The following is a 22,724-nucleotide window of genomic DNA, read 5'->3' as shown; positions in this document are numbered from 1 at the left end:
GTTTCTACTATTTACTTTTCCTATGCCCCATCCTCTCTATATCTCTTTCATCTGGCATCAACATCAACCTCTGTACAAAAGCCGCGCAGTCAATCAGTATCGTTTACCGTGGGTACGGCTGCATGGGACGAAAGATTACCTAGATTTAGTGCTGCTGCTGGCTCGTTATCCGAAGCTGCATCAAACGGTTAATCTCGTGCCATCTTTGATTTTGCAGTTAGAGGATTATGTTGCTGGCACGGCGATGGACCCTTACTTAGCAGCAGCTTTGACGCCGGAACAGCAACTGAGTGATGAACAAAAAAGATTTATTATTGAGCATTTTTTTGATGCCAATCACCATACTTTAATTGACCCTCATCCTCGCTACGGAGAACTGTACGGGCAACGTCAAGAAAAGGGGGAAGAATGGTGTTGGACAAATTGGAATCCGCAAGATTACAGCGATTTGCTCGCTTGGCATAATCTGGCGTGGATCGATCCTTTGTTTTGGGACGATCCAGAGATTGAGGGCTGGTTGAAGCAGGGAAGAAACTTTACTTTAAGCGATCGCCAGCGAATTTTCTCTAAACAACGAGAAATCTTGAGTCGCATCATTCCGCAGCACCGGCAGATGCAAGAAGCGGGGCAACTGGAAGTATCGACAACGCCCTACACGCACCCAATTTTGCCCTTACTGAACGATACCAACTCCGGTCGGGTGGCGGTGCCCAACATGACCTTACCGAAGCAGCGCTTCCAGTGGGCTGAAGATATCCCCAGACATCTCCAAAAAGCTTGGGATATGTACAAAGATCGGTTTGGGCAAGAACCGCGTGGTTTGTGGCCTTCAGAACAATCGGTCAGCCCCGAAATTTTGCCTTATATCGCCAAGCAAGGATATAAGTGGATCTGCTCGGATGAAGCCGTCTTAGGTTGGTCTAAGAAGCAATTTTTCCATCGAGACGGCGCGGGGAATGTCTACGAACCCGAATTACTATATCAACCTTATCGGCTGCAAACCGAGTTCGGCGACTTAGCGATCGTGTTTCGGGATCACCGATTATCAGATTTAATTGGCTTTACTTATGGAGCGATGGAACCGCGCCGCGCCGCCGCCGACTTAGTCGGGCATTTGGAAGCGATCGCTCGCACCCTGAAACACCGTCAGAAAGGAGGCGGTACAGCCCTAGAACAACCGTGGCTGGTCAACATTGCCCTTGATGGCGAAAACTGTTGGGAACACTACCATCTGGATGGTAAGCCCTTCTTAGAAGCTCTTTATCAAACGCTGAGCGACCACTCAGAGCTGAAATTGGTCACGGTTTCGGAATTTCTAGACCAGTTCCCTCCCAAGGCAACCATCCCCGCCGAGCAGCTGCACAGCGGCTCTTGGGTCGATGGCAGCTTTACAACTTGGATTGGCGATCCCGCCAAAAATCGCGCCTGGGATCTCTTAGAAGATGCGCGGAAAGTCTTGGCTAGCCATCCAGAAGCAACCGAGGAAAACAATCCAGAAGTTTGGGAAGCTTTGTACGCCGCAGAAGGTTCCGATTGGTTCTGGTGGTTTGGCGAAGGTCATTCCTCAAACCAAGATGCCATGTTCGACCAGCTGTTCCGGGAACACCTGTGTGCGATTTACCAAGCTTTAAATGAGCCGATCCCGTCGAACTTGCGCCAACCCGTAGAAGCTCACGAAGCGCGGGGAGACCATCGACCCCAAGGCTTTATTCATCCCACCATCGATGGACTGGGTGACGAACAGGATTGGGATCGCGCTGGTCGGATTGATGTGGGCGGATCGCGGGGTACGATGCACAAGAGCAGTGCCATTCAGCGTCTTTGGTACGGCGTGGATCACCTTAACTTCTATCTACGGCTGGACTTCCAGACCGGCATTCAACCGGGTAAAGGCTGTCCGCCAGAGTTGCATTTGCTGTGGTTCTATCCCAACCAAACAATGCACAATAGCCCCATTCCGCTGGAAAATTTACCTGACGAAGCGCCACTGAACTATCTGTTCCACCACCATTTAGGGATTAACTTACTGACTCACACGATTGAGTTTGAGGAGGCTGGGGAACATCTCAAGTGGCATCCTCGGTTTAGCCGCGCTCAAGTGGGTTTAAATAAGTGTTTGGAAGTGGCAGTTCCTTGGGCAGATTTGCAAATCGGTCCAGATTTTCCGCTGCGGATGGTAGCTATCTTAGCGGATGGCGAACGGTTTAGTAGCTATGTGCCTGAAAATGCCTTGATTCCGATTGATGTTCCTTAAGAATTCAATCGCAAAAATCAGGGATTTTACAAAAATCCCTGATTTTTCTAACTTTGATACCGCATAACTGTCCAAACATTTCCACTAATTAGGGTATCTAGTTGGAAAATGTGAAAACTTGATTTGAGAGGCTGTGAGATTTCTTGCCAAGGAACAATCGTAAAGCCAAGTTGCGAATAAAATCGTACTAATTTAGGCTTACAGACTAAATAGAGGGGATGGGTCGCTTCTTGAACAAGACGCTTCACTAGATAGGAACCCAGGTGCTGGCTGCGCCAAACAGGTTTCACAAATAAGTAATACAGCATAGAGTGCTTACTGTAGCCGTTTATTTCACCGCAAGCTACTAAGCTTCCATTACATTCAATGACCCAGAACCGCGACCAATTGACAAAAGCATAGGTAAAAATTGAGAAGAAAAATAGAATAAAGGAAGCTGCTAAACAAAGAGTAACAATAAAAAGAAGTGAAAGGATAAGAAACAAAAGAATTCCGAGCAAGAAATTAGAAGCAAGAATTTTGATAATTTCTATGATTGCTAGCATGAAAAAAGTCAAGGCAATCAAAATTAGGAAATTGAAAGATAAAACTCTCAAATCAAATTTTAAAGCCTCAGATTTTGTGAATTCTAATAATAATTGCTGAATTAACCATTTTTCTTCCGCACGGGCTGGTCGGAGAACACACCCTGGTGGCAATGAAGGAGGTAGGTCAGCCATTAGTCCATTTTGTTGCAGCAGTGAACATCAAAGTCTGCGGCGATGAGGGCAATATTAGCAGTATGGGAGCCGTTGTCGTGTTTAAATTAACTGGAAATTTAGAAGCGATCGCTAACTATCCCTACTCATCTATCGGGGTTGGGTGTTACCGTCACCCGACGATCGACTTCATCAATCGTTATCGATGCCAAGCCAAACTGCTCAATCACCCACGCATTGGTCGTTAGGTGGGTGCTAATCTCCGCCACTCGGTATTGACTCGTCGAGTCAGCTAAAGCCGCTGGCAATAGCAACTGATCCCCCAGGTGTACATCGACGGGTGCGCCAGTGTTATGAAAATCCAGCAACTCCTGACAAGCCATATCGGCAACTTTATCGGCTGGCAGTCCCAGACGTCCCAAAGCACCAAAGAAAGCCTTGCTATTCTCGTACTCAGCGGTGAGGAAAATCCCCGCCCCCGGTGCGATACCCCTTTCCCGTAAGGGTTGGACAGTGGCTTTGAGATCTGCCTGATGCAACACATTCTCGGCGCGGCTAGCCATCCGTTGGGGAATGTGGGAAGGAAGTTGTGTCACCACAGCAATCCCCCGCACCTGCTGAAATTCTCCAGGTTCCAGAAGGCTAATCCCTCGCAATGGTTGGATTTCCCTGTTCTTACCCCTAACGCCCCTACCGCTAACGCGAAGTTCCACTTCTCCTTGGCCTTGGGGATACCACCCCCAACTGCGTATCCTCACCTCAGCTTCCACTCCCATCTGATGTAACAGAGGCAAGTAGACTTGCTCGATGTAGGTATAAGCGGGACTATAGGCGACATGGGTGCCGCCGCGCAGCGTCACCTGCGATTCTCCCTGCGCGATCGCTAAAGGCAGCAAAATTGTCTGCAAAACCAAAGTGACAGCACCCGCCGAACCGCCTTCTTGTGCTTCGGTGACATCAAACGTGTATTTTCCCGGTTGGATTGAATCACCCGGAATAAACTCTAAAGCCGTTGAACCCAACGTATCCCCCTGCACTTTCGCTCCGCAGATGGCAGCAGCGGCACGCACAGCCGTTAAGTGTTGGGCAGCGAGTCCGGGCTTTTTGCGTCCCGCCCGAACCCGCCCGATTCGGATCGGATGACCTTCGATCGCCGCCAGGCTGAGGGAAGTCCGTAAAACCTGTCCGCCGCCTTCTCCGTAGGAACCGTCGATGTAAATCATGAGTAAAAGGATGCTTCAAACGTATTATGAAGGAAGTGACCAGATTTTAACGGCGCGGCATGGGAACAGTTTGGGAATTAGATTTTTATTCGCGTCCAATTTTGGACGAACAACAGAAAAAGATTTGGGAATTATTGGTGTGCGAAAGTCCGTTGGATATCCGCACCAAACCTGAGTCCCTGTTTCGTTACGCCGAGTTTTGCCCCAATAGCACGGTAAATTCGATCTGGCTGCGAACGACGTTGGAAGAAGCGATCGCTAGGGCAGCTGAACCTCCTCAAAAAATCCGCTTCTTCCGCCGCCCGATGACCAAAATGATTGTGAAAGCCTGTGATGAGTTGGGCATTTCCGCTCAGCTGAGCCGCCGAACTTTTACATTGTATCGGTGGCTGCAAGAGCGGATGCAGGACGTTTATCCCCAGCAACCAGGCTACCAAGGAGTTGCCCCGAATCCCTCTGTCCAATACCAACCCCAGCCGCCCCAACCTTTACCGGATGCGCTGGTTGGGCAAAAGTGGGCATTTGTAACCTTGTCAGCGGAAGCCTTTGAGGAAATGCACGAGTGGGACATCGGCTTTCGAGAAGCTTTTCCACTTATTGGATTAGGAGATTTCGCGCCTTTGCCACCGGAGACGCAGATTCCAGGGGTGGTGATTTTCTCTCCCAGAGCAGTACCGATGGCTGGCTGGATGTCGGGAATTGAACCGGCGTTCCTGAAATTTAATCGGAACACACCGCCTAGATTGCTTTTAGAGACGGGTGAGAGTAATAGCTGGATTTTGGCAAGTATCAAAGATTCAAAAACTTTGACGGAAGCCGAAAACTTTGAGGACGCCAAGCGAAAAGCTGGGATGTTGCATTTTTTAGCGATTCAGTCCGATCCGCAATCAGAATCCTTTGCGGGTTTTTGGCTAATGCAAGAATTGCCTCTGAGTTAAATTGATTCCAAAGTAAATCTTTCGGTTTCGCAACCAGACTGGGAGAATAGAAGACAAAGACATCAAAAAAGGCTCTCAGACAAGCATAAAAGTCGGAGTAAAAGCGCGGATGTTGAGACTGAGCGACAGAATTTCGCACTTTCTACTTTGACTTTATGAGGGCGTCTTGGCGGTTCCATCAATAAATTCCACGGTCAGAATATGGGTTTTAACGATTTACCACAAGAGACGCTAGCAGAGCAGTTATTGGAGTTAGCCACTCGTTCTGGAGCCGAGGCAGCGGAGGTTTATCAAGCGCGATCGCTTTCTCGTCCAGTTTTTTTTGAAGCCAACCGGCTCAAACAACTGGAAAGTGCCCAATCAGAAGGGACGGCGTTGCGGCTGTGGCGAGAAGGGCGTCCGGGTTTAGCCGTTGCTTATGGCCCTGTGGAACCGCAAGCACTGGTAGATCGAGCGATCGCTTTGTCGGCACTCAACGGAGTGGAAACCGTGGAATTGACTGAGGGGCGGGCATCTAAGTATCCCGACTTGGGCGAGTTTATGCCCGTCGAGGAGCTGATATTAATGGGCAAAGAAGCGATCGCCCTCGTCCGAGATGCCTACCCAGAAGTCCTCTGCACCGCTCAATGGGAATGCGAAGCAGAAACGACGCGCCTTGTCAACACCAAAGGATTGGATTGTCGCTATACCGATACGACCCTCAGCTGTTATCTGGCAGCCGAATGGGTGCGGGGGGATGATTTCTTGAGCGTTGGCGATGGACAAACCCAGCGGAATAGCCTCGATCCGGTCGCCTTGGCAAACCAAATTTTGCAGCGGTTAGCGTGGGCGAAAGAAAACATTTCACCCCCCATCGGTCGCGTGCCCGTGTTATTTACCGCCAAAGCAGCGGATATGCTTTGGGGAACCCTCTCAGCTGCACTGAATGGGAAACGAACCCTTGAGGGGGCTTCGCCGTGGAGCGATCGCTTGGGCGAACCCGTGACTTCAAAAGCCCTCACGATTACCCAAAACCCAGAATCTGGGCCGTTTAGCTGTCCTTTTGATGATGAAGGCACGGTCACGCGGAATCTGGAATTTATCAAAGACGGCATTTTGCAGCTGTTTTATACCGACCGCACGACCGGACGCCAGCTGGGTAGCGGGACTACTGGAAACGGGTTTCGTCCCGGTTTAGGTAGTTACCCGACACCGGGGCTATTTAATTTGCTGATTCATCCGGGAACTGGGGATCTGCTGAGCTTAATGCAGCAGATGGGTGATGGGCTGGTAGTAGATCAGATGCTGGGAGGCGGTTCTGGGATTTCGGGGGACTTCTCGATTAACGTTGACCTGGGCTACCGGATCAAGAACGGTCAGGTGGTCGGCAGGGTAAAAGATACGATGGTGGCAGGTAACGTATACGCAGCCCTCAAGCAGCTAGTGGCATTGGGAGGCGACGCCGAGTGGAATGGTTCGGTCTATACCCCATCTCTGATTGTGGAAGGGCTGTCTGTCACCGGCAAAATGCTGAGTTAATCCGAATCGAAGACTGGCTAATTGCCCGTTAGCCGTTAGCCATTAGCCATTAGCCATGAAATGAGTTGAGGGCAAAATGTTGAATGACTTATGAATTATTTGAGAGTGTTAAGTTCTCAAGTTTTGTCTTTACACTCAAGACTCAAATTTCCCAAATCCAAGGTCAAAGCTTTCTTACAACCCAGACGGCGTTTAGCGATCGCTGAAGCTTGTCTAATTGGGTTAGTATCGGGACTCGCCGCAGTTCTGTTTAAAGTTGGCGTCGGGACCTTGGGTGCATGGCGAGTTCATGCTTCCCACTTTCTCCCTGCATGGTTCGCATTACCCGCCATTGGTTTATCCTTTGGACTCCTCTCCGGCTTCCTAGTCGAACGTCTGGCACCAGAAGCAGCGGGGAGCGGCATTCCTTTTGTTAAAGCTGCCCTTTCTCAATTCCCCATCGCCCTGAATTTACGAGTTGCCCTCGTGAAGTTAGCCAGCAGCATTATTGCTCTGGGTTCCGGACTCACCTTGGGGCGTCAAGGGCCAACCGTGCATATCGGTGCAGCCGTTGCTGCTCAATTCAGCCACTGGGTTCCTACCTCGCCCGACCATCGCCGCCAGATGATTGCCGCTGGTGCGGGTGCTGGGTTAGCGGCTGGTTTCAATGCACCGATTGCCGGTGTGCTGTTTATTGTCGAAGAACTCCTCCAAGATTTATCCGACCTCACCTTGGGCACAGCCATTCTCGCATCCTTTATCGGTGCGGTTGTGTCGCGGCTGCTGGGCGGTCGTAGCCTTGACCTCAACCTCGATATTAGCCAATCTCAGACTAGCTTTTTTGCCCAAGAGATTCCTTTTTACCTGTTGTTAGGAGCCTTGGCTGGGGTGCTGGGGGCAATGTTTGGGAAAGGAATTTTCACTTCCCTCGCCTTCTATCGCCGCCTCAAACTTTCTCTACCGCTGCGAATTGGGCTGGCTGGATTAATTTCTGGTATCGTGACCGCCCTTCTCCCCTCAACATTTCGAGACAACACCGGGCTGCGAGAGTCCCTGCTGGCAGGTGGAGTGAGCTGGGAAATGGCAGCGATCGCTTTTGTGGCTCAGTATATACTCACGCTCGTCGCCTGTGGTTCTGGTGCCCCTGGCGGGTTATTCGCGCCTTCCCTGATTCTGGGGTCTGGGCTTGGCTATCTGGTCGGGTTCGTGCAGGAGGTAACCTTGGCAGTGGGTTCACCGACTACCTACGCCCTGGCTGGTATGGGGGCATTTTTCAGTGCCGTCTCCAAAGCGCCCATCACCGCTATTGTCATCGTTTTTGAAATGACAATGGACTTCAATCTTGTTCTGCCGCTGATGATTGGGTCTGTTGTTGCTTACCTGGTGTCGGAAAAGATAGTCAGGGGGTCGCTCTACGATCGCCTGCTGAAGTGGAATGGGATTGAACTAGAGAAAAAGCCAACTACCGATGGACTCTTATCGATGCTGAAGGCGGCAGACGTGATGCAGCGCCGAGTCGAAACCTTAACCAGCAATATGACCCTTGATGAAGCCGTGCAAGCCTTCTCTCGCTCCCATCATCGCGGCTTTCCGGTTGTGTATAAGGAGAAACTGGTTGGGATTATTACCCAAACTGACCTTGCTGGAATTGCCCAACGGGGATTACCAGGGAATGCCCCTTTGAGCAAAATCATGACGCCGAAGCCGATGGCGGTAAACCCTACCGACTCCTTGGGTGATGTTCTCTATTTACTCAATCGCTATCAACTCAGTCGGTTGCCAGTGACGGAAGGGCGCAAGCTGATTGGGATTATTACCCGTGCTGATATTATTCGGGCGCAAGCAGATAAGCTGAACGGTCAATCGGTGAATATTGGCCCGCGTCCGGAGCCTTCTTACTGTGTTTATCAAACTCGTTCTCCGGCAGTGGGAAGCGGACGAATGCTCGTTACCATCGCCAACCCGCAAACCGCACCCGCATTGTTGCAAATGGCAGCTGCAATTGCGCGCGATCGCAACTACGAAATCGAATGTCTTCAGGTTATCTCGGTTCCCCGCAACAGTGCCCCTGCTCAAACGCCCGTCAGCACTACCAAAAGTCGTCGGCTGCTCCGTCATGCCGAAAAACTGGGGCAAGATTGGCAAATTCCCGTTCACACTCAGATCCGCGTGTCTCATGATGTTGCTCCAGCGATTCTGGAAACCATTAACGAGCGTCACATTAATTTGCTGCTGATGGGCTGGAAAGGCACCAGCATCACGCCCGGTCGAGTTTTTGGCGATGTGGTAGACACGATCATCCGGCAGGCTCCCTGCGAGGTGGTGCTGGTGAAAATGGGCGAAGAGACTCCAGGTGTAGAAGAGCCGAGAAGCAGAGGCATCAGGGCGCATATCGCTGCCAATTCTCCCCGGCCCCCCCGCATCCTGGCACCCCGGCATCGCATCGGGGCACACTCACCCACCGTGTCCCTCTGCTTCAATCGCTGGCTGGTTCCGATTGCTGGTGGTCCCAACGCCCAGCAAGCTTTGCAACTCCTACCCGCTTTGATGTGTCTGAGTAAGACACCCGCAATTGAGCTAGCCCAAGTTTTCCATCCTTCCACCCTCTTGCCGGACACCGCCATGTTAGAAAAATCAGCCTTGTTCCTCAGCCGCCAACTGAGTGCAAGCGTGACGGCGATTCCCCTTCGTTCCAGTTCTGTCTCGGATGCCGTGATCGATCTAGCGCAAGCTGACGCCTGCGATGTGGTGATATTGGGTGCTAGTCGGGAAGGGCTATTACAGCAGGTGATGAAGGGAAATATCCCCGAAGCGATCGCGCGTGGCGTGAAAAGCACCGTGATTTTGGTAAGAAGCGCCCAGTAAAAAATTAAACAGAAGAATTATTCATTTCTGGTTAATTTCTGATTTTGACTTGCCCCTCACGGATTTGCACCACAGGTCGATTCGCCATCCGCAATAAGCGTTCGTCGTGCGTTGTCACCATCACAGTCGCACCGAAGGCGTTGAGTTTCTGGAGAATTCTCAGCACCGATGCCGAGTTATCCGCATCGAGATTTCCAGTGGGTTCATCTGCCAGTAACAGCGGCGGCGTTCCGACAATGGCGCGAGCAAGACTGACGCGCTGTTGCTCTCCACCAGAGAGTTCTTCAGGAAAACAATCCGCTTTATGCTGCAACCCGACTAATTTCAGCGTTGGAGGAAGGCGGCGCTCAATTTCCTTGCGCGTGAAGCCTTGCGCCCACAGTACAAAAGCAATATTTTCCGTTACTGTCCGGCGGGGGATGAGTTTGTAGTCTTGAAAAACAACGCCGATGCGCCGCCGCAGCAAAGACAGGCGATGACCCCGCAACTGCGCCACGTTGCAGTTATCGACCATGACCTCGCCATCCGTGGGGCGTTCTTCCCCATACAACAGCTTTAAGAGTGTTGATTTACCAGAACCAGAAGGCCCGGTAACAAACAAGAAATCCCCTCGCTTAACTTCCAAATTCACATCCAATAACCCACGGCTGCCATTGGAATAAATTTTTGTCACTTCCCGCAATTTCACCATGACTGCTGAGGAGGCTGAGTAATTGGCGTCCCGTGCGTCACTCCGGCGATCTTTGCCAATGCTGGGATGAGCAGAAGCTGTGGTCATATAAAAGTTATCAGTGCGTAATGCTAAGGGCTAATAGCTAATCGCTCATCGTTCATGGCAACTTCAATGAACAATTAACAATTCAAAACTCATAACTTTTTACCACAGCTCGCAAGGCAAATTGCGGTAAAGCCATCATTCTTCGCCAGCGCCAGGGTTCTTGATACAAGCGATAAAGCCATTCCAGATGATTATCCCGCAACCAAGCGGGTGCCCTGGATTTAATTCCAGCCCAAATATCAAAGCTACCGCCGACACCAATCCAAATCGATTCGGGACACAGGTGTCGGTTTTGGGCAATCCATAATTCCTGACGGGGAACGCCTAAACCCACGAATATCAGACGGGGTTGGAGAGTTTGCAGGGTTGTCTTAAATTCTGGTTCTGCTTCGGGTAAGAGGTAGCCGTGTTGACTCCCAGCGATCGCAATTCCCGGCACTCGTTCCTCCCAAACCGCAGCTGCTGCTTGCGCAACTCCCGGTGCCCCACCATAGAAAAAAATCGGGCAAAGCTTCCCCATTTGCCCAGCTTCCTGTAAAAGTGACTCTGCCAACTCAATTCCCGGACAGCGTCTCAGGCGTCTACCCTTTAGCCGCAAATAAAGGACAACCCCAGCTCCATCCGGAATCACCAGTTCAGCCTGCTGGATGATCCCCGCAAGGCTGGGGTTGTCTTCTGCCTGAATCGCCATTTCCGCATTTAGCGTAACGACATGACCGCCTACCTTCTCATGTAGGCGCGAGATTAGCCACTTAGAATAGTCTTCTAACAGATGAACGGGCACTCCCAGGACGGGAAAATGTTCGGGTTTCTCCAATAGCATCGAATTTTGGTTAGGCTTTACACCAGCCATAGCAGCTCTGTCGTTTCAAGACTATGAACGCTAACTTATTCGCTGTATTGTAGAGTATTCCCGAACTTTGGTACAGAATCGGGAAACAGAATTTTTTTATATTTGCAGATCGTATTTTCTCTTCAGATAGCTCTCTTAAGAGAGCCATCTGCGTATAACTCCAGCGGCACCAGTTCAGTTTTTCCGTTTACATTAACCTTTGAGTAGACGATTCTCACAAAGGGAGCTTTATTTTGGTTGTAGCGATAAGACATATTAAACCTCCGCGTGAACCTTGATTTTCTGAATTTTTTAGTTGATTTTATTCCAATGTCTTCTCTTTAGACTTACTTTTTTGCTACACTAAGTCGCTCGAAAGCTCCAGAAGAGAATAGTAAGCTTTCTAATAATTATTTTGTAAAAACTTGGACTGTGTAGAACTATATTTGTATCGTCTAAAGCCATCTAAATTAAGGTTAAATCCACAGGAATTGCCTGTCATTAACCCTTGGACTTAAGTCTGTAGATACACATAAACTGAATTACTTTAAGTGAATACTTCTTGAGATAGAGATCGGTGAAAAGGGAAGTAATCTCTGTTCTCCCATGCTCATGTCAATAACTTCTGCCCAGTCGTCGCGTACCAAGCGTTGAGAAAGCCGCCGAATCATCGCAGCATCGGCGACGCCATCAATCTCTAGTAAATCCAAATGCTCAGGATGTAACCAACTCCAAAAAACGATTCCCAGGCTCTACTTTAACGATGCTAGCCAGTAAAAGAACCAAATTCCGATTAGGTTGGCAGCGAGATCAGACAAGGTGGAGGAACGAAGCGGTGAGAGGGCTTGCAGACTCTCATCAAATAAGGCAAAGATACTAATCAGAATTGGTGATAGTGGTAGGCTTATGGAACGAGACCAAATATTAATCACCCGGTTCCCTAAAGCTTTCTGACCTAAGTAACTGGCAAACCCTAATAAAATGAAATGTCCAATTGTGTCATAAAAAGGAATGGCAGAAATTTTGACTGGCACAATTCCTAAATAAGCAGAAACAAAAATTGTCAGTAAAATTACGAAATAAAGAATAAAACCTAGAACCCAACGCTGATTTGATTTCATACCCATTGCTCCCTGAGGCGCGTGTCAACCCTCAGCGTAAGTTTAGAAAGTCTGTTTGCTTTCAATTAAAATAATTTCAATAAATTTAACTGGTTATATTTAATAACAAATTACACAACTATACTGCGATTTGTTTATGAAATTAAAGGGAATTCTTCTTAAAATACGTCCATTAAAACAGATTTTTTAGGGTGGTAGGCGGTCAAGTAGAGACGCGCTTAACCGCGTCTCTACAACCCATCCATTTTGGCTGACAAATTTGGCTGACAAGCTAGTGCATTAAACAGCGTTAAGCGTGGCGGTTGACTTCTTGTTGAAGCCACGGATCGACCGGCTGTCCATCTTTGCGGCGCAACTCAATCTGAATAGCGATCGCTTCTTTGGCTCCCGGCGGCGCGGGTTGCTGATGGAAGAGAATATCATATTCGGCTGGATCGTGATTGCGCTCTCGCAGCCAATCCTGCACCTTCACTGGGGCGAAGATAGATTGCCCGTCTTGGAACATCCGGGTAATCTGCATCTGTAACGTGTAAGGATTTAAGCGACCCATAAAGTTTTGCCTTTCTAAACAGCGATATCTATAAACTTCTAGCTCACACTAGCAGTTTTTCTTTTTTTCTGCCGATAAGTAGATAAGTCATCATTTCTCCCTTTCCTTTCACCTGAATTGCACCCCGCTCTTTCCATTGATATTTGTCCTGTAAAAGCTGGTAAGTGGCGGCGGTAACTTGAATAGAACCAGTTACTCCGTGAGATTCCATGCGACTGGCGGTATTAACCGTATCTCCCCATAAATCATAGATAAACTTTTTCAAACCAATGACTCCAGCAACAACCGGGCCAGTGTTAATGCCAATTCGGATGTTGAACTCTTCGCCATTCACTGCATTGAATCGGTCAATTGCCTTTTGCATATCTAACGCCATTTCGGCAATAGCTTCTGCATGATCCGTGCGAAGGATAGGTAAACCGCCAACCACCATATAGGCGTCGCCAATGGTCTTGATCTTTTCCAAACCATGTTGCTCAGCGAGTTGGTCAAACGCAGAAAATATTTGGTTGAGCAAGTTGACTAGTTCTACTGGTGATGTATGAGCAGCCAGTTGAGTAAAACCAACGATATCTGCAAATAGAACCGTTACTTCGGCAAAGTTATCGGCAATGATAGTATGTTGTTCTTTTTGTAAACGGTCAGCGATCGCCTGGGGCAAAATGTTGTGTAGCAGTCTCTCCGCCTTCTTCTGCTCCGCTTTTAGTTCTTTTAACGATGACTCTAAAGTTTCTAACATCCAGTTAATTGTCCGAGCCAGGAGCGACAATTCATCTCTGCCAGCAATTAAGACGCGCATTGACAGATCGCCTTTAGTACCAATGCTCCGAACCTCCGTACTGAGATAAGCTAGCCGAGACAGAAGCAATTTTTCTAACAGAAATAAAGTTGCCCCGGTGAACGCGATCCCCACGACCAAAGTAGATATACCCAGGGACACTACCAGATAAGTCAGAAGAAGTTGGCTTTGTTGATAAAATTCTTTGGGCATATCAACTCGCAACAGCATTACGGGTTTCCCGTCAATGTCCCGCAGTAGGGTATATCCCACCATCCCGCCATTGCTGAGCGATCGCACCAGAATCGAAGAAGACTTATCGGGCATTTTGGACAAAGCCGGACGCACCGATTTGAAGTCGGGAGGTAGTTGCGGATCGCTTGCCAAGTACATACTGATGGGCAAATGGGTCAACTCGCTCAAAGCCTTGATTTTTTCAGTATTCAGGTAACGCCCTAAGATCAGCGTTCCCCGACTAGGCCCTTTACCCCCGCTAGTGAGAATTGGCCGGGCTGCGATCGCCATTGGCCCTTGGGGCAACAGAACGATGCCAACATAGTGGTCAAGTCGTTTGGCGTTCTGTAGCAGGCTTGTGTTAGCCGCTAAGTATGCCTGGATTTCCTTCGGAGTGGGGATTGCTTTGCGCTGCTTCAGGTTGAAGCTTTGACTAAAAACCAGCTGACCGGAGGAATTGATAAATAGGATTAAGTCGGATCTGAGCGATCGCAAGGAAATATCATTCAGATTGCGCTCGATATAGCGGCGGTTGCCATCCTTGATGAAGTTATAGGTGTCATCCCACATCGCCCATTGCTCGTTGAGAACGCTGAACTCACTCAGGTAGTTAGAGAAGGCATCCTGAACTCGTTGAACGTTCCGGTAAGCCTCCCGTTTGTGCAATTGGTCGAAGCCTTTGAGCAGGATGGTTGACGAGGTAATATACAAAATCCCTATCAAACTTACGACGGTAACGCCAATCGTCAGCAGTGTTTTTTCGCGTAGTTTCATGCCCCTGAATGCGCTGTCAGCTATGCAGGTACTGACACGCTACACTCACAACTTTATAACTAAAACCAGAGAAAATTTGTAAGCTAAAACAGGCAGAAGCCTCAGTTACACTGAGGCTTGAGAGTTTTCAAAGGTGGGCAAAAGCCCACCTTACGGGATTACTGCAAACCTTCAAGTAACTGAGTTCTAGCACTTTCTAAGGCTTCTTTCAGCTTACTAGGATCGCGTCCGCCAGCTTGCGCCAGGTTGGGGCGTCCGCCGCCGCCGCCGCCGCAGATTTTAGCGATCGCGCCAATGAATTTCCCAGCTTGCAACCCTTTTTTGTTGACTTCCGGGCTAAAATGTGCAACCAAACTTACTTTATCTGCTTCGGGAATTGATGCCAAGAATACGGCACCATTGCCTAATTTTTGCAGTAATCTTTCAGCGGCATTTTTTAGAGATTCTGCGTCAACATCGCCCAATTCGGCAACTAAAATTTTGAAATCGCCCACTGTTTCAGCAGTGCTGAGTAACTGGTCAGATTTCGCGAAGGCGAGTTCTGCCTTTAATGTTTCTAGCTGCTTTTGGGATGCTTTTAATTCGTTCTGGATGTTAGTAATTCTGTCGGGAAGTTCTTCGGGTTTGACTTTAAAGCGATCGCTCAAATCCTTAACCACTTTCTCCCTTACATTCAAGTATTCCAGAACCGCTGGCCCTGCCACTGCTTCAATCCGGCGCACTCCAGAGGCAACACCCGCTTCGGAGACGATCTTAAATAGCCCAATTTCAGCAGTATTGTGAACGTGAGTACCGCCGCACAATTCCATCGAAACGCCGGGTACATCCAGTACCCGCACTTCATCGCCGTATTTTTCACCAAACATCGCGATCGCGCCTTTCGCTTTGGCTTCTGCGATTGGCAGAATTTCGGTTTCGGCGGGATGCGCTTCCGCGATCCAAGTATTAATTTGCTCTTCGATTTGTTGTACTTGTTCGGATGTCACGGAACGAGGACAGTTGAAGTCAAATCGCAGCCGATCGAAGGCGACCAAAGAACCCGCCTGAGTAATCGACTCATCGACAAACTTCTTCAACGCCGCTTGCAGCAGGTGCGTTGCTGTATGATGCGCTTGCACGCGACGGCGACAAGACAAGTCAATTTGGGCAGTTACAGCATCTTCTACCCGCAGCGTACCGCGTTCGATACGACCGAAATGGACGAAGAAATCGGATTCTTTCTTAACGTCTTCAACTCGCACCAAAACGGAATCGCCGGAGATATAGCCGCGATCGCCAATTTGTCCGCCCGATTCTGCGTAGAATGGCGTCTTATTCAGGACAATCTGCACTTGTGTTCCTGCTTCCGCCGCTTCGACAGATTTGCCTTCTACAAGAATCACTTCTACTTGCGATTGGCTAGAAGGTTGGGTATAACCCAGAAACTCGGTGCTATGAATGTGTTCGGCTAGCTTATCTAGGGAACCTTGTAGGGTGAGATCGATGGTTTCGTGGGCGGACTGCGATCGCGTTTGCTGTTCCTCCATTGCCGCATTGAAGCCTGACTCGTCTACGGTGAGTCCTTCTTCCTCTGCAACTTCCTGAGTAAGTTCTACAGGGAAGCCGTAGGTGTCATAGAGAGTAAAGGCGTCTCGTCCGCCAATTTGAGTTTTGCCTTCCTGTTTCACCCGCTGGATAATTTCATCCAACAGTTTCTCGCCTCGTTCCAGTGTCTTGAGGAAGCGAGATTCTTCCCGTTGCAATTCCGCTTTGATTTGTGCTTCTCGCACCCGGACGATCGGATAAGCGGATTCAGAAAGCGCGATCGCAGTCTCCGCCACTTGCGGCGTAAATTCCCCTTGAATGCCAATCAGTCGTCCGTGACGCACCACGCGCCGAATCAAGCGCCGCAGCACATACCCCCGCCCAATATTCGATGCGCGAATTTCATCGGCAATCATGTGGACGACGGAACGGACGTGATCCCCAATGACCTTCAGGGAAACTTTCGTCTTTTCGTCGCTGCTAGCGTAATCAATTCCGGCGATTTCAGATGCAGTTTTAACGATCGGGAAAATCAGGTCAGTTTCGTAATTGTTGGGAACCTGCTGGAGGATTTGCGCCATCCGTTCTAGTCCCATCCCCGTGTCGATGTTCTTATTTTGCAGCGGCGTTAGGTTGCCTTCTGCATCCCGGTTGTATTGCATGAACACCAGGTTGTAGAACTCGATGAACCGCGTATCATCTTCTAAATCAATCTTGTCATCACCGCGTTCTGGGTGGAAATCATAGTAAATTTCCGAACAAGGACCGCAAGGACCAGTGGGACCAGATACCCAGAAATTATCTGCTTCTCCCATGCGTTGGATTCTGGCTTCGGGAACGCCAATTTTATCCCGCCAAATCGTATAAGCTTCTTCATCTTCCCGGAAGACACTGACGACAAGGCGTTCTGGGGGTAAACCAAAAACTTGTGTTGACAGTTCCCAACCCCAAGCGATCGCTTGTTCTTTGAAATAATCCCCAAAACTGAAATTACCCAGCATCTCAAAAAAGGTGTGGTGTCGGGCAGTCCGTCCTACATTCTCAATATCATTGGTGCGGATGCACTTTTGAGAAGTCGTGGCACGCTTGAACTCAGGCGATCGCTGTCCTAGAAATATCGGCTTAAAAGGCAGCATCCCGGCGATCGTTAGCAGTACGGTGGGATCTTCTGGCACTAAGGAAGCACTCGGCAAAATTTGATGTCCTCGCTGGGCATAGAAGTCGAGGAATTTTTGCCGAATTTCGCTACCGCTAAGGAACTGGGAGGAAGAAGACATGGGAATTTACAAGGGCTTGGTATCGGTCAACTTTATCTATTTTTACATTTGTTTATGCCTTGTTGTAGCCCTTCTCGTTCAGGCATTGCAAGGCAGGGGAATTGTTTCTCTTTACTAACGCTTATTTGCTGTATTTAAAGACTTGTCAAGTTTGGTAAAATCGGGGATTTTGTCTGGAAATGGGGTGCTAATTTAATAGTGGACACCAGGAAGTTTAGAAAAACAAGGAGGCAAATGAAAAACGGAATGGGAAACATAGACGCGGTGTCCCCGGTCTGTTACCCAAGAGCAGCAAGAACCAACCAAGCATAGACTGTAGTGGTAAAAAGCACTGGAGGGGCAAAAAGCCAAGCTGGTGCAAAGCCAAACCAAAGTCTGGGAAGACTGGACTATGCTGGAACACTAAAGGTAAAGGTGAAGCTGCCAAACTTGTCCACCCTAGTTGTTGAAGTTCATTTTTTGAGAAAACCAATCCTTTCGATCTAACGGGCTTAGTCGCACTCGACTAAGCCCAAAAATGTTTTTAGGGGAATTTTTATCGAGGATGCGAATTGACAAGTCAGCGCTAGACTAACGCGATCGCGCCAGAATGCCGAATCTGCATTATCGCTCAGCAGGCTGATTTATCCGACACTGTGTCAACGGTAAAATAAAGGCTTCTCGAATCGCACACTTGCAAACTTAATTGACTTGAATTGAATTTATGGCACTTCAACTAAAAGTTCCCACTATCGCCTGTAATGGCTGTGCAGAAACGATTACCGACACGATCCATACGATGGAACCCGACGCCAAGGTGGACGTGGATGTAAAAGCCAAGACGGTGACAGTGGAAGCTCAAGCTTCGGAAGAAACAATCAAACAAGCGATCGTGGCGGCAGGTCACACGATTGAAGGTTATCAATAACCATACTCTGCATTACTAGGGTTAATTTTGAGCCAGTTAGGTAATAATCTAACTGGCTTTTGTCTGGTTACTGACTTCGTAGTGAATCAAGAAATCACAGATGAATCGGCTGCAAAAAGGCGCGATCGCGTAGCGTCTCCAAAGGAGAATCCCTCTGTTCTTGACAAATGGGGATGCGATCGCTCGCTTTACGCTTCCTTTCTCAAGAGTGGTAACATATACCGATTATCTGCCAGCATAAAGAAGAATCTGCTCGCAGGTTGTTCAAGCATTTGGGTAGTGTGGCAGTTTTATGAAGATTTTGTAAAATTCTCTACCGCCAACGGAATACCCATCTCTAATACTTGTAGCAAACTGAGAATGTAACAGAGTGTGTCGGTGCCAACGATCGGGTTAGAGTTTGGTAGTGCTACCCGGTTCAATGGCATAGCAGCCAGAAGCCTCGTATAGCGGCATCCGCTAGAGCGATCGCCTCTTCGCCCCACAATCTACACGCTCATCCAGTCTAGGGTCATCTATCCATTCGTCTCCTTCGTTGCTCCATAAAAACTCTAGTGGTAGAAATTCTCACGTTTCGTCAACAGGGAAAGAGCCTTGATTCTTCCGGAATACCTACGCTAATGGATGCTTTTGTTCTAGTTGTTGGAACTGATGCATTTCTGGCAACATTTCTGACGCGAATTGCTGCTTTAGTCGGTGGCGCAGTTGAAGCTGCCTCCCAGCTAGATGAAGTCATCCCACTGCTGGAAAAGCGACTGCCCTATATCTTAATTTTGCAGGCAAGTCTGGAGGGCAGTTTGGAATTCTGTTATCAGCTCAAACAACACAACCAATTAGCGGGGATTTACTGCATCTTGATAGAAGACCGACCGGAACTTGCCCACGAGCAAACACTTTCCGATCGACACCGGAAGTTGGCACTCATGGCAGAAGCTTTAGAAAAAGGAGCAGATGCTTACTTGCAAATTGCCCCAGTCAGAAGAAGGAGTGCTGCCCTTGCACAAGAGGAGATTGGGTTGCAAGATCGCTTACTGGCAGCACAAATTCAGATGGGATTACGCAAGGTGCAGAACTATCGCCAATTGATGCGAACTAATGATTTATTGTCAACAATGGCGCTATCTGACCCGCTAACAGAATTGAATAATCGTCGTGCCTTGGAATGGGAATTGCCCCGGCAGATTCAAAATGCTCGGAGTCGCTCAATACCGTTGAGTTTAGTGATGTTGGATGTGGACTTTTTCAAGTCTATTAACGACACCTACGGGCATCTTATCGGCGATCGCGTCCTGCAACTACTCTCCGCCCGTCTGCAACACAACCTGCGATTTCAAGACACTCTCTTCCGCTACGGAGGTGAGGAATTTGTTGTAATTCTCAGCCACACAGATGTTCAAGAGGCTCCAGTGGTAGCCCACCGTCTGTGTCGCCTGATCTGCGAACAACCCTTCAGAATTAATCCCACTCTGTCACTCACAATTACGATCAGTTTGGGGACAGGCACCCTGAATGCGACGGACGATATTAAAGGAGTAAACTTGCTACAACGTGCTGACCAAAACCTTCTGCAAGCCAAATCTGATGGTCGCAATCGAGTTGTTAGTGAATAATTGCGAATTGCGGAAAAGGTAGAAATTCTCCCCCTCAATTTTTACCTGTTAAAAACAACGAGAAGTGTATTGGAAATTACTACTTATTTGGGCTTAAAAGAGTATACTTAAATAATAGAAATTCGCATAAAACTTTTATTAAAGCTTATTTCTTCCTTATCAAAGTTATTATATCAAAAAAAGTAGGTGAAGTCTAGGATACAGAGCCAAAAACTTCCCATTAATTCTATAAATTGGTAATTGATTAATGACTACTAATTAGGAACGACTAACTTCTAACAGTATGTTGCTGAAGCACCTGATAGCACTCCTCAACTGAAGCACGTTCTTCCATCGTCGCTACCAGGGCTTCGTAGGCGGGATAGTTTTCCTCAATCAGAGTACGTGCTTGCAGCGCACTGGCACGCTCTTTCTGTTGAGCGCCGCTTTCCTGCCGTCCTAACTGTGTCAGCGCCTCTCTAATTTTTTGCCGGTCTTCTGCGCCTCCCTCGGCGCTACCGTATGCCAAAATCTCGGCGGCGATGCCTGCCATCCAGACGGTGCAGAATCGATCCAGGATGACTTGCATCTCCCAAGGGGTTGTCATTTCTTGCTGCAATTTTTGGGTATCAAATATCACCCCACCTTGCCCAGGATTTCCTTGTCTAACGGTTTCCCAGGCGCTGAGCGTGTAGCCAGTGATGGGAATTTCGAGTAAGTAGGCGACGAGGAAATGACCGGCTTCATGCCGCAATACGCGATCGCGGTATTTGGAGTCAGCACCTGCAAACAACTCCAAAAGGATTGCGATCCCTTTGCCTTGGAAGCTGAGGGTGTCTAGGGTTGCCAGTCCCAGAATGCTAATCGTTGCGATCGCGGGGATTGTCGGTGATATGTTCAACATTGGCCCCAACAAGCTAGAAAGCGTCATTGCAAAGACGCCAATGGCAATTAGATTTAGGGCAGTTTGTTGCATGATATTGAAGTCTAAGGTAGATGAATTAAAAATTAAAACTGGTGCTTTAAATTTTGCATTTTTAATTTTTAATTACTGGCTAGGGTGAAGTATTGGGGTTGGGATTGGTCGGCGACACGACAGAGCGATCGCCCGATGGCTGCGCCCCACCTCCGAATTGTTTGGCTTTATAAAATGTTTCCAGACTATCGCGATCGCCCACATAGCGCCAGTGCCACGGTTCATAACTAACGCCTTGGGGATTGTTGCGGGGAAACGATATCTCAAAGCTATAGTAAGGGGCGTTCTTCTGAAGCCACTTAAAAGCCGCAGTCTTCTCAAAGTTAGGACTGAGATTCGTTGCGGGGACTCTTCCATCACCCACGTCTATCGCGTACCCAGTATGATGTTCGCTGTGACCGGGAGGCGCACTCACTTTTGCCCGTTCGGCGGCTGACTGTCCGCGCTGCGCCTTAGTGTCAAAATATAAATGCTGCTGCTCGCTAATCGAGCGAAATCCTGAAATTGGCACGATGATAATCCCGGAAGCTCGCGCCGCTGCTACCATCGCGTTATATTGTCTGGCGGCAGCTTTACGCATTTTCAAGCGACCATCCGCTGTAATCGCCTCTAGTTCGGACTGTGGTGCTTCTTGGTAGGGAAAGTGTCCAAAGAGAGTATTAACTTCTGGTGTAGCGGAAGGCGTTTGAATGCCTGGAATCTGATTTTGGACAGGCGTTGATGCATCCGATTCGGATACAGGACGGGGGACTAAGATACCGATAATCAGCGCGATCGCTCCCAATCCCAACGAACCCGCTAACAGGAGAATCGGATGCCACTTTCGGTGGTGTCGGCTGAGGTGCGGCGTATCCCGCAACGCCTCCGGAATATCGTCTATCGGCAGTGCCGACTTGGGTGGTTTTTCAGGCATACCCGCGTTTTCCAAAAGAGCCACTCCTGTTGTTTTTGTGGTTAGTTATCAATTCTTAGATATCCAACAACGGCACTGAGACTCAACACCTAACTTTACAAGTATTTTAGACTGAGCGAATATCAACAGCCGCCGTGTATTCCCAGATGCCTCGTCATCAACCCTGATGCTTAACATGAATAGAGGCTGACATATCGTACAGGTGTCAGTCTAAACCTTCTGCTGACAACCCATGAGACGATGCCTAATATAGGAATTCAACTGCTGGAACTCTATTTCCGGCTAGGTGGTGGCATTTTGCTGGGATGGGTTTTGGGTCGCCAACTGCCCAAAGTAGTTCCCACCTATTTAGGGAAGTTTCTCTTTTGGATTGGAGTCCCGCTTGGCATTGTGGCGTTTCTGCGTCACGCTGACTTATCTGGGCCAATTTGGATTGCACCCGTCGCCGCTTGGGTGGCAATTTTGGTGGGAGCCGGATTGGCCTGGTTTTGGATAGGAAGGCAAGCCTCGCGATTCCCTAAAAAAGCTTGGAGTAAATCTACTCAAGGAAGTTTTCTATTAGCCTCAATGGTCGGGAACACCGGCTACTTGGGTTATCCCGTCACCCTCGCTCTCGTCGGGCAGCAGTACTTTGGGTGGGCGCTATTTTATGACCTGATGGGCACCACGCTGGGAGCCTACGGCTTGGGCGTTGTCTTGGCGGCTCGTTTTGGGGTTGGGGCAGAAAAGGGCGTCTTCCCGTCCCTACAGGCAGTGCTGATCAATCCAGCGCTGTGGAGTTTTGGCTTTGGACTGGGTTTTCGCAACTTCCCACTGCCCGAACCCGCTGAACAATTGCTGCAAATGATTGCTTGGAGTGGAGTGGCGCTGGCTTTGGTGCTAACGGGACTTAAACAGATTTCAAGCCCAAATAAAACCCAAAGCAGCTTTATAGGCTGAGAATACATCTCGATTAGCGTTCACCCACTCCATAAAACGGAAAGACATCGCTGTCCG

General features: G+C 48.8%; 17 protein-coding genes. 7 read left to right on the top strand and 10 right to left on the bottom strand.

The annotated features are described in order from the left end of the window. Nucleotides 1-22 precede the first annotated feature (22 nt). Nucleotides 23-2,254, top strand: a complete 2,232-nt coding sequence (locus NDI33_RS19535; protein WP_190526463.1) for a glycoside hydrolase — start codon at nucleotides 23-25, stop codon at nucleotides 2,252-2,254. 47 nt (nucleotides 2,255-2,301) lie between these two features. Here the strand turns inward: NDI33_RS19535 and NDI33_RS19530 are convergent, their stop codons facing one another. Both NDI33_RS19530 and rtcA read right to left on the bottom strand, forming a co-directional pair. Further along, a complete protein-coding gene (locus tag NDI33_RS19530) occupies nucleotides 2,302-2,973 on the bottom strand; it encodes a GNAT family N-acetyltransferase (protein WP_190677918.1) in 672 nt (223 codons plus the stop codon). Between the two features lie 125 nt (nucleotides 2,974-3,098). Then, nucleotides 3,099-4,175 (bottom strand): RNA 3'-terminal phosphate cyclase, encoded by a 1,077-nt coding sequence (gene rtcA / locus NDI33_RS19525; RefSeq protein WP_190677916.1) that lies wholly within the window; start codon nucleotides 4,173-4,175, stop codon nucleotides 3,099-3,101. A gap of 59 nt (nucleotides 4,176-4,234) precedes the next feature. On the opposite strand from rtcA, the gene NDI33_RS19520 reads away from it, so the two are divergent. The 3 genes from NDI33_RS19520 to NDI33_RS19510 all read left to right on the top strand — a co-directional run bounded on the left by NDI33_RS19520 (nucleotide 4,235) and on the right by NDI33_RS19510 (nucleotide 9,475). Continuing rightward, on the top strand, nucleotides 4,235-5,113 hold the full coding sequence (locus tag NDI33_RS19520) for a Tab2/Atab2 family RNA-binding protein (RefSeq protein ID WP_190526457.1): 879 nt from the start codon (nucleotides 4,235-4,237) through the stop codon (nucleotides 5,111-5,113). A gap of 201 nt (nucleotides 5,114-5,314) precedes the next feature. Next, nucleotides 5,315-6,631, top strand: coding sequence for a TldD/PmbA family protein (locus NDI33_RS19515; RefSeq protein ID WP_190526455.1), 1,317 nt, complete (start codon nucleotides 5,315-5,317; stop codon nucleotides 6,629-6,631). 90 nt (nucleotides 6,632-6,721) lie between these two features. Continuing rightward, nucleotides 6,722-9,475 (top strand): chloride channel protein, encoded by a 2,754-nt coding sequence (locus NDI33_RS19510; protein WP_190536924.1) that lies wholly within the window; start codon nucleotides 6,722-6,724, stop codon nucleotides 9,473-9,475. 31 nt (nucleotides 9,476-9,506) lie between these two features. Here the strand turns inward: NDI33_RS19510 and ftsE are convergent, their stop codons facing one another. From ftsE to alaS, 6 genes are all read right to left on the bottom strand, one after another. Continuing rightward, complete coding sequence (gene ftsE, locus NDI33_RS19505) at nucleotides 9,507-10,166, bottom strand: cell division ATP-binding protein FtsE (RefSeq protein ID WP_190411357.1); 660 nt, start codon at nucleotides 10,164-10,166, stop codon at nucleotides 9,507-9,509. Between the two features lie 169 nt (nucleotides 10,167-10,335). Further along, nucleotides 10,336-11,076, bottom strand: coding sequence for a WecB/TagA/CpsF family glycosyltransferase (locus NDI33_RS19500; RefSeq protein WP_190411358.1), 741 nt, complete (start codon nucleotides 11,074-11,076; stop codon nucleotides 10,336-10,338). A 761-nt stretch (nucleotides 11,077-11,837) separates the two neighbouring features. Then, complete coding sequence (locus NDI33_RS19495) at nucleotides 11,838-12,206, bottom strand: VanZ family protein (protein ID WP_190432312.1); 369 nt, start codon at nucleotides 12,204-12,206, stop codon at nucleotides 11,838-11,840. A gap of 289 nt (nucleotides 12,207-12,495) precedes the next feature. Then, nucleotides 12,496-12,756: a hypothetical protein gene (locus tag NDI33_RS19490; RefSeq protein WP_190428755.1), complete on the bottom strand. Its 261-nt coding sequence runs from the start codon at nucleotides 12,754-12,756 to the stop codon at nucleotides 12,496-12,498. A 43-nt stretch (nucleotides 12,757-12,799) separates the two neighbouring features. Beyond that, nucleotides 12,800-14,542 (bottom strand): adenylate/guanylate cyclase domain-containing protein, encoded by a 1,743-nt coding sequence (locus NDI33_RS19485; RefSeq protein ID WP_190677910.1) that lies wholly within the window; start codon nucleotides 14,540-14,542, stop codon nucleotides 12,800-12,802. A 158-nt stretch (nucleotides 14,543-14,700) separates the two neighbouring features. Beyond that, complete coding sequence (gene alaS, locus NDI33_RS19480; protein ID WP_190677908.1) at nucleotides 14,701-17,343, bottom strand: alanine--tRNA ligase; 2,643 nt, start codon at nucleotides 17,341-17,343, stop codon at nucleotides 14,701-14,703. A gap of 703 nt (nucleotides 17,344-18,046) precedes the next feature. Between alaS and NDI33_RS19475 the strand changes: the two genes are divergently transcribed. Both NDI33_RS19475 and NDI33_RS19470 read left to right on the top strand, forming a co-directional pair. Beyond that, on the top strand, nucleotides 18,047-18,250 hold the full coding sequence (locus NDI33_RS19475) for a heavy-metal-associated domain-containing protein (protein ID WP_190411340.1): 204 nt from the start codon (nucleotides 18,047-18,049) through the stop codon (nucleotides 18,248-18,250). 620 nt (nucleotides 18,251-18,870) lie between these two features. After that, the gene (locus NDI33_RS19470; protein ID WP_190677978.1) at nucleotides 18,871-19,860 is read left to right on the top strand and encodes a diguanylate cyclase; all 990 of its coding nucleotides are present in this window, start codon (nucleotides 18,871-18,873) and stop codon (nucleotides 19,858-19,860) included. 268 nt (nucleotides 19,861-20,128) lie between these two features. On the opposite strand, the gene NDI33_RS19465 is transcribed toward NDI33_RS19470, so the two are convergent. After that, entirely contained in the window at nucleotides 20,129-20,815 is a 687-nt protein-coding gene (locus NDI33_RS19465; protein ID WP_190536928.1) for an ATP-dependent Zn protease, read from the bottom strand. Nucleotides 20,816-20,894: 79 nt separating this feature from the next. Continuing rightward, on the bottom strand, nucleotides 20,895-21,728 hold the full coding sequence (locus NDI33_RS19460) for a M15 family metallopeptidase (protein WP_190677905.1): 834 nt from the start codon (nucleotides 21,726-21,728) through the stop codon (nucleotides 20,895-20,897). Nucleotides 21,729-21,968: 240 nt separating this feature from the next. Here NDI33_RS19460 and NDI33_RS19455 point away from each other — a divergent pair, with 240 nt between their 5' ends. Beyond that, on the top strand, nucleotides 21,969-22,667 hold the full coding sequence (locus NDI33_RS19455) for an AEC family transporter (RefSeq protein WP_190677902.1): 699 nt from the start codon (nucleotides 21,969-21,971) through the stop codon (nucleotides 22,665-22,667). The last annotated feature ends 57 nt before the right edge of the window (nucleotides 22,668-22,724 follow it).

The organism is Trichocoleus sp. DQ-A1 (genome assembly GCF_039961955.1).
GTDB lineage: Bacteria > Cyanobacteriota > Cyanobacteriia > Cyanobacteriales > FACHB-T130 > FACHB-T130.
The sequence above is the reverse complement of the archived record's forward strand: the minus strand, read 5'-3'. Positions and strand labels throughout refer to the sequence as shown.

What these genes read in the sequence shown, in the direction of transcription:
- NDI33_RS19490 (WP_190428755.1), bottom strand. Translation starts at nt 12,756, where the DNA reads ATGGGTCGCTTAAATCCTTACACGTTACAGATGCAGATTACCCGGATG.
- NDI33_RS19495 (WP_190432312.1), bottom strand. Translation starts at nt 12,206, where the DNA reads ATGAAATCAAATCAGCGTTGGGTTCTAGGTTTTATTCTTTATTTCGTA.
- ftsE (WP_190411357.1), bottom strand. Translation starts at nt 10,166, where the DNA reads ATGGTGAAATTGCGGGAAGTGACAAAAATTTATTCCAATGGCAGCCGT.
- NDI33_RS19470 (WP_190677978.1), top strand. Translation starts at nt 18,871, where the DNA reads ATGGATGCTTTTGTTCTAGTTGTTGGAACTGATGCATTTCTGGCAACA.
- NDI33_RS19475 (WP_190411340.1), top strand. Translation starts at nt 18,047, where the DNA reads ATGGCACTTCAACTAAAAGTTCCCACTATCGCCTGTAATGGCTGTGCA.
- NDI33_RS19520 (WP_190526457.1), top strand. Translation starts at nt 4,235, where the DNA reads ATGGGAACAGTTTGGGAATTAGATTTTTATTCGCGTCCAATTTTGGAC.
- NDI33_RS19500 (WP_190411358.1), bottom strand. Translation starts at nt 11,076, where the DNA reads ATGCTATTGGAGAAACCCGAACATTTTCCCGTCCTGGGAGTGCCCGTT.
- NDI33_RS19535 (WP_190526463.1), top strand. Translation starts at nt 23, where the DNA reads ATGCCCCATCCTCTCTATATCTCTTTCATCTGGCATCAACATCAACCT.
- NDI33_RS19515 (WP_190526455.1), top strand. Translation starts at nt 5,315, where the DNA reads ATGGGTTTTAACGATTTACCACAAGAGACGCTAGCAGAGCAGTTATTG.
- NDI33_RS19455 (WP_190677902.1), top strand. Translation starts at nt 21,969, where the DNA reads ATGCCTAATATAGGAATTCAACTGCTGGAACTCTATTTCCGGCTAGGT.
- NDI33_RS19465 (WP_190536928.1), bottom strand. Translation starts at nt 20,815, where the DNA reads ATGCAACAAACTGCCCTAAATCTAATTGCCATTGGCGTCTTTGCAATG.
- NDI33_RS19510 (WP_190536924.1), top strand. Translation starts at nt 6,722, where the DNA reads ATGAATTATTTGAGAGTGTTAAGTTCTCAAGTTTTGTCTTTACACTCA.
- rtcA (WP_190677916.1), bottom strand. Translation starts at nt 4,175, where the DNA reads ATGATTTACATCGACGGTTCCTACGGAGAAGGCGGCGGACAGGTTTTA.
- alaS (WP_190677908.1), bottom strand. Translation starts at nt 17,343, where the DNA reads ATGTCTTCTTCCTCCCAGTTCCTTAGCGGTAGCGAAATTCGGCAAAAA.
- NDI33_RS19530 (WP_190677918.1), bottom strand. Translation starts at nt 2,973, where the DNA reads ATGGCTGACCTACCTCCTTCATTGCCACCAGGGTGTGTTCTCCGACCA.
- NDI33_RS19485 (WP_190677910.1), bottom strand. Translation starts at nt 14,542, where the DNA reads ATGAAACTACGCGAAAAAACACTGCTGACGATTGGCGTTACCGTCGTA.
- NDI33_RS19460 (WP_190677905.1), bottom strand. Translation starts at nt 21,728, where the DNA reads ATGCCTGAAAAACCACCCAAGTCGGCACTGCCGATAGACGATATTCCG.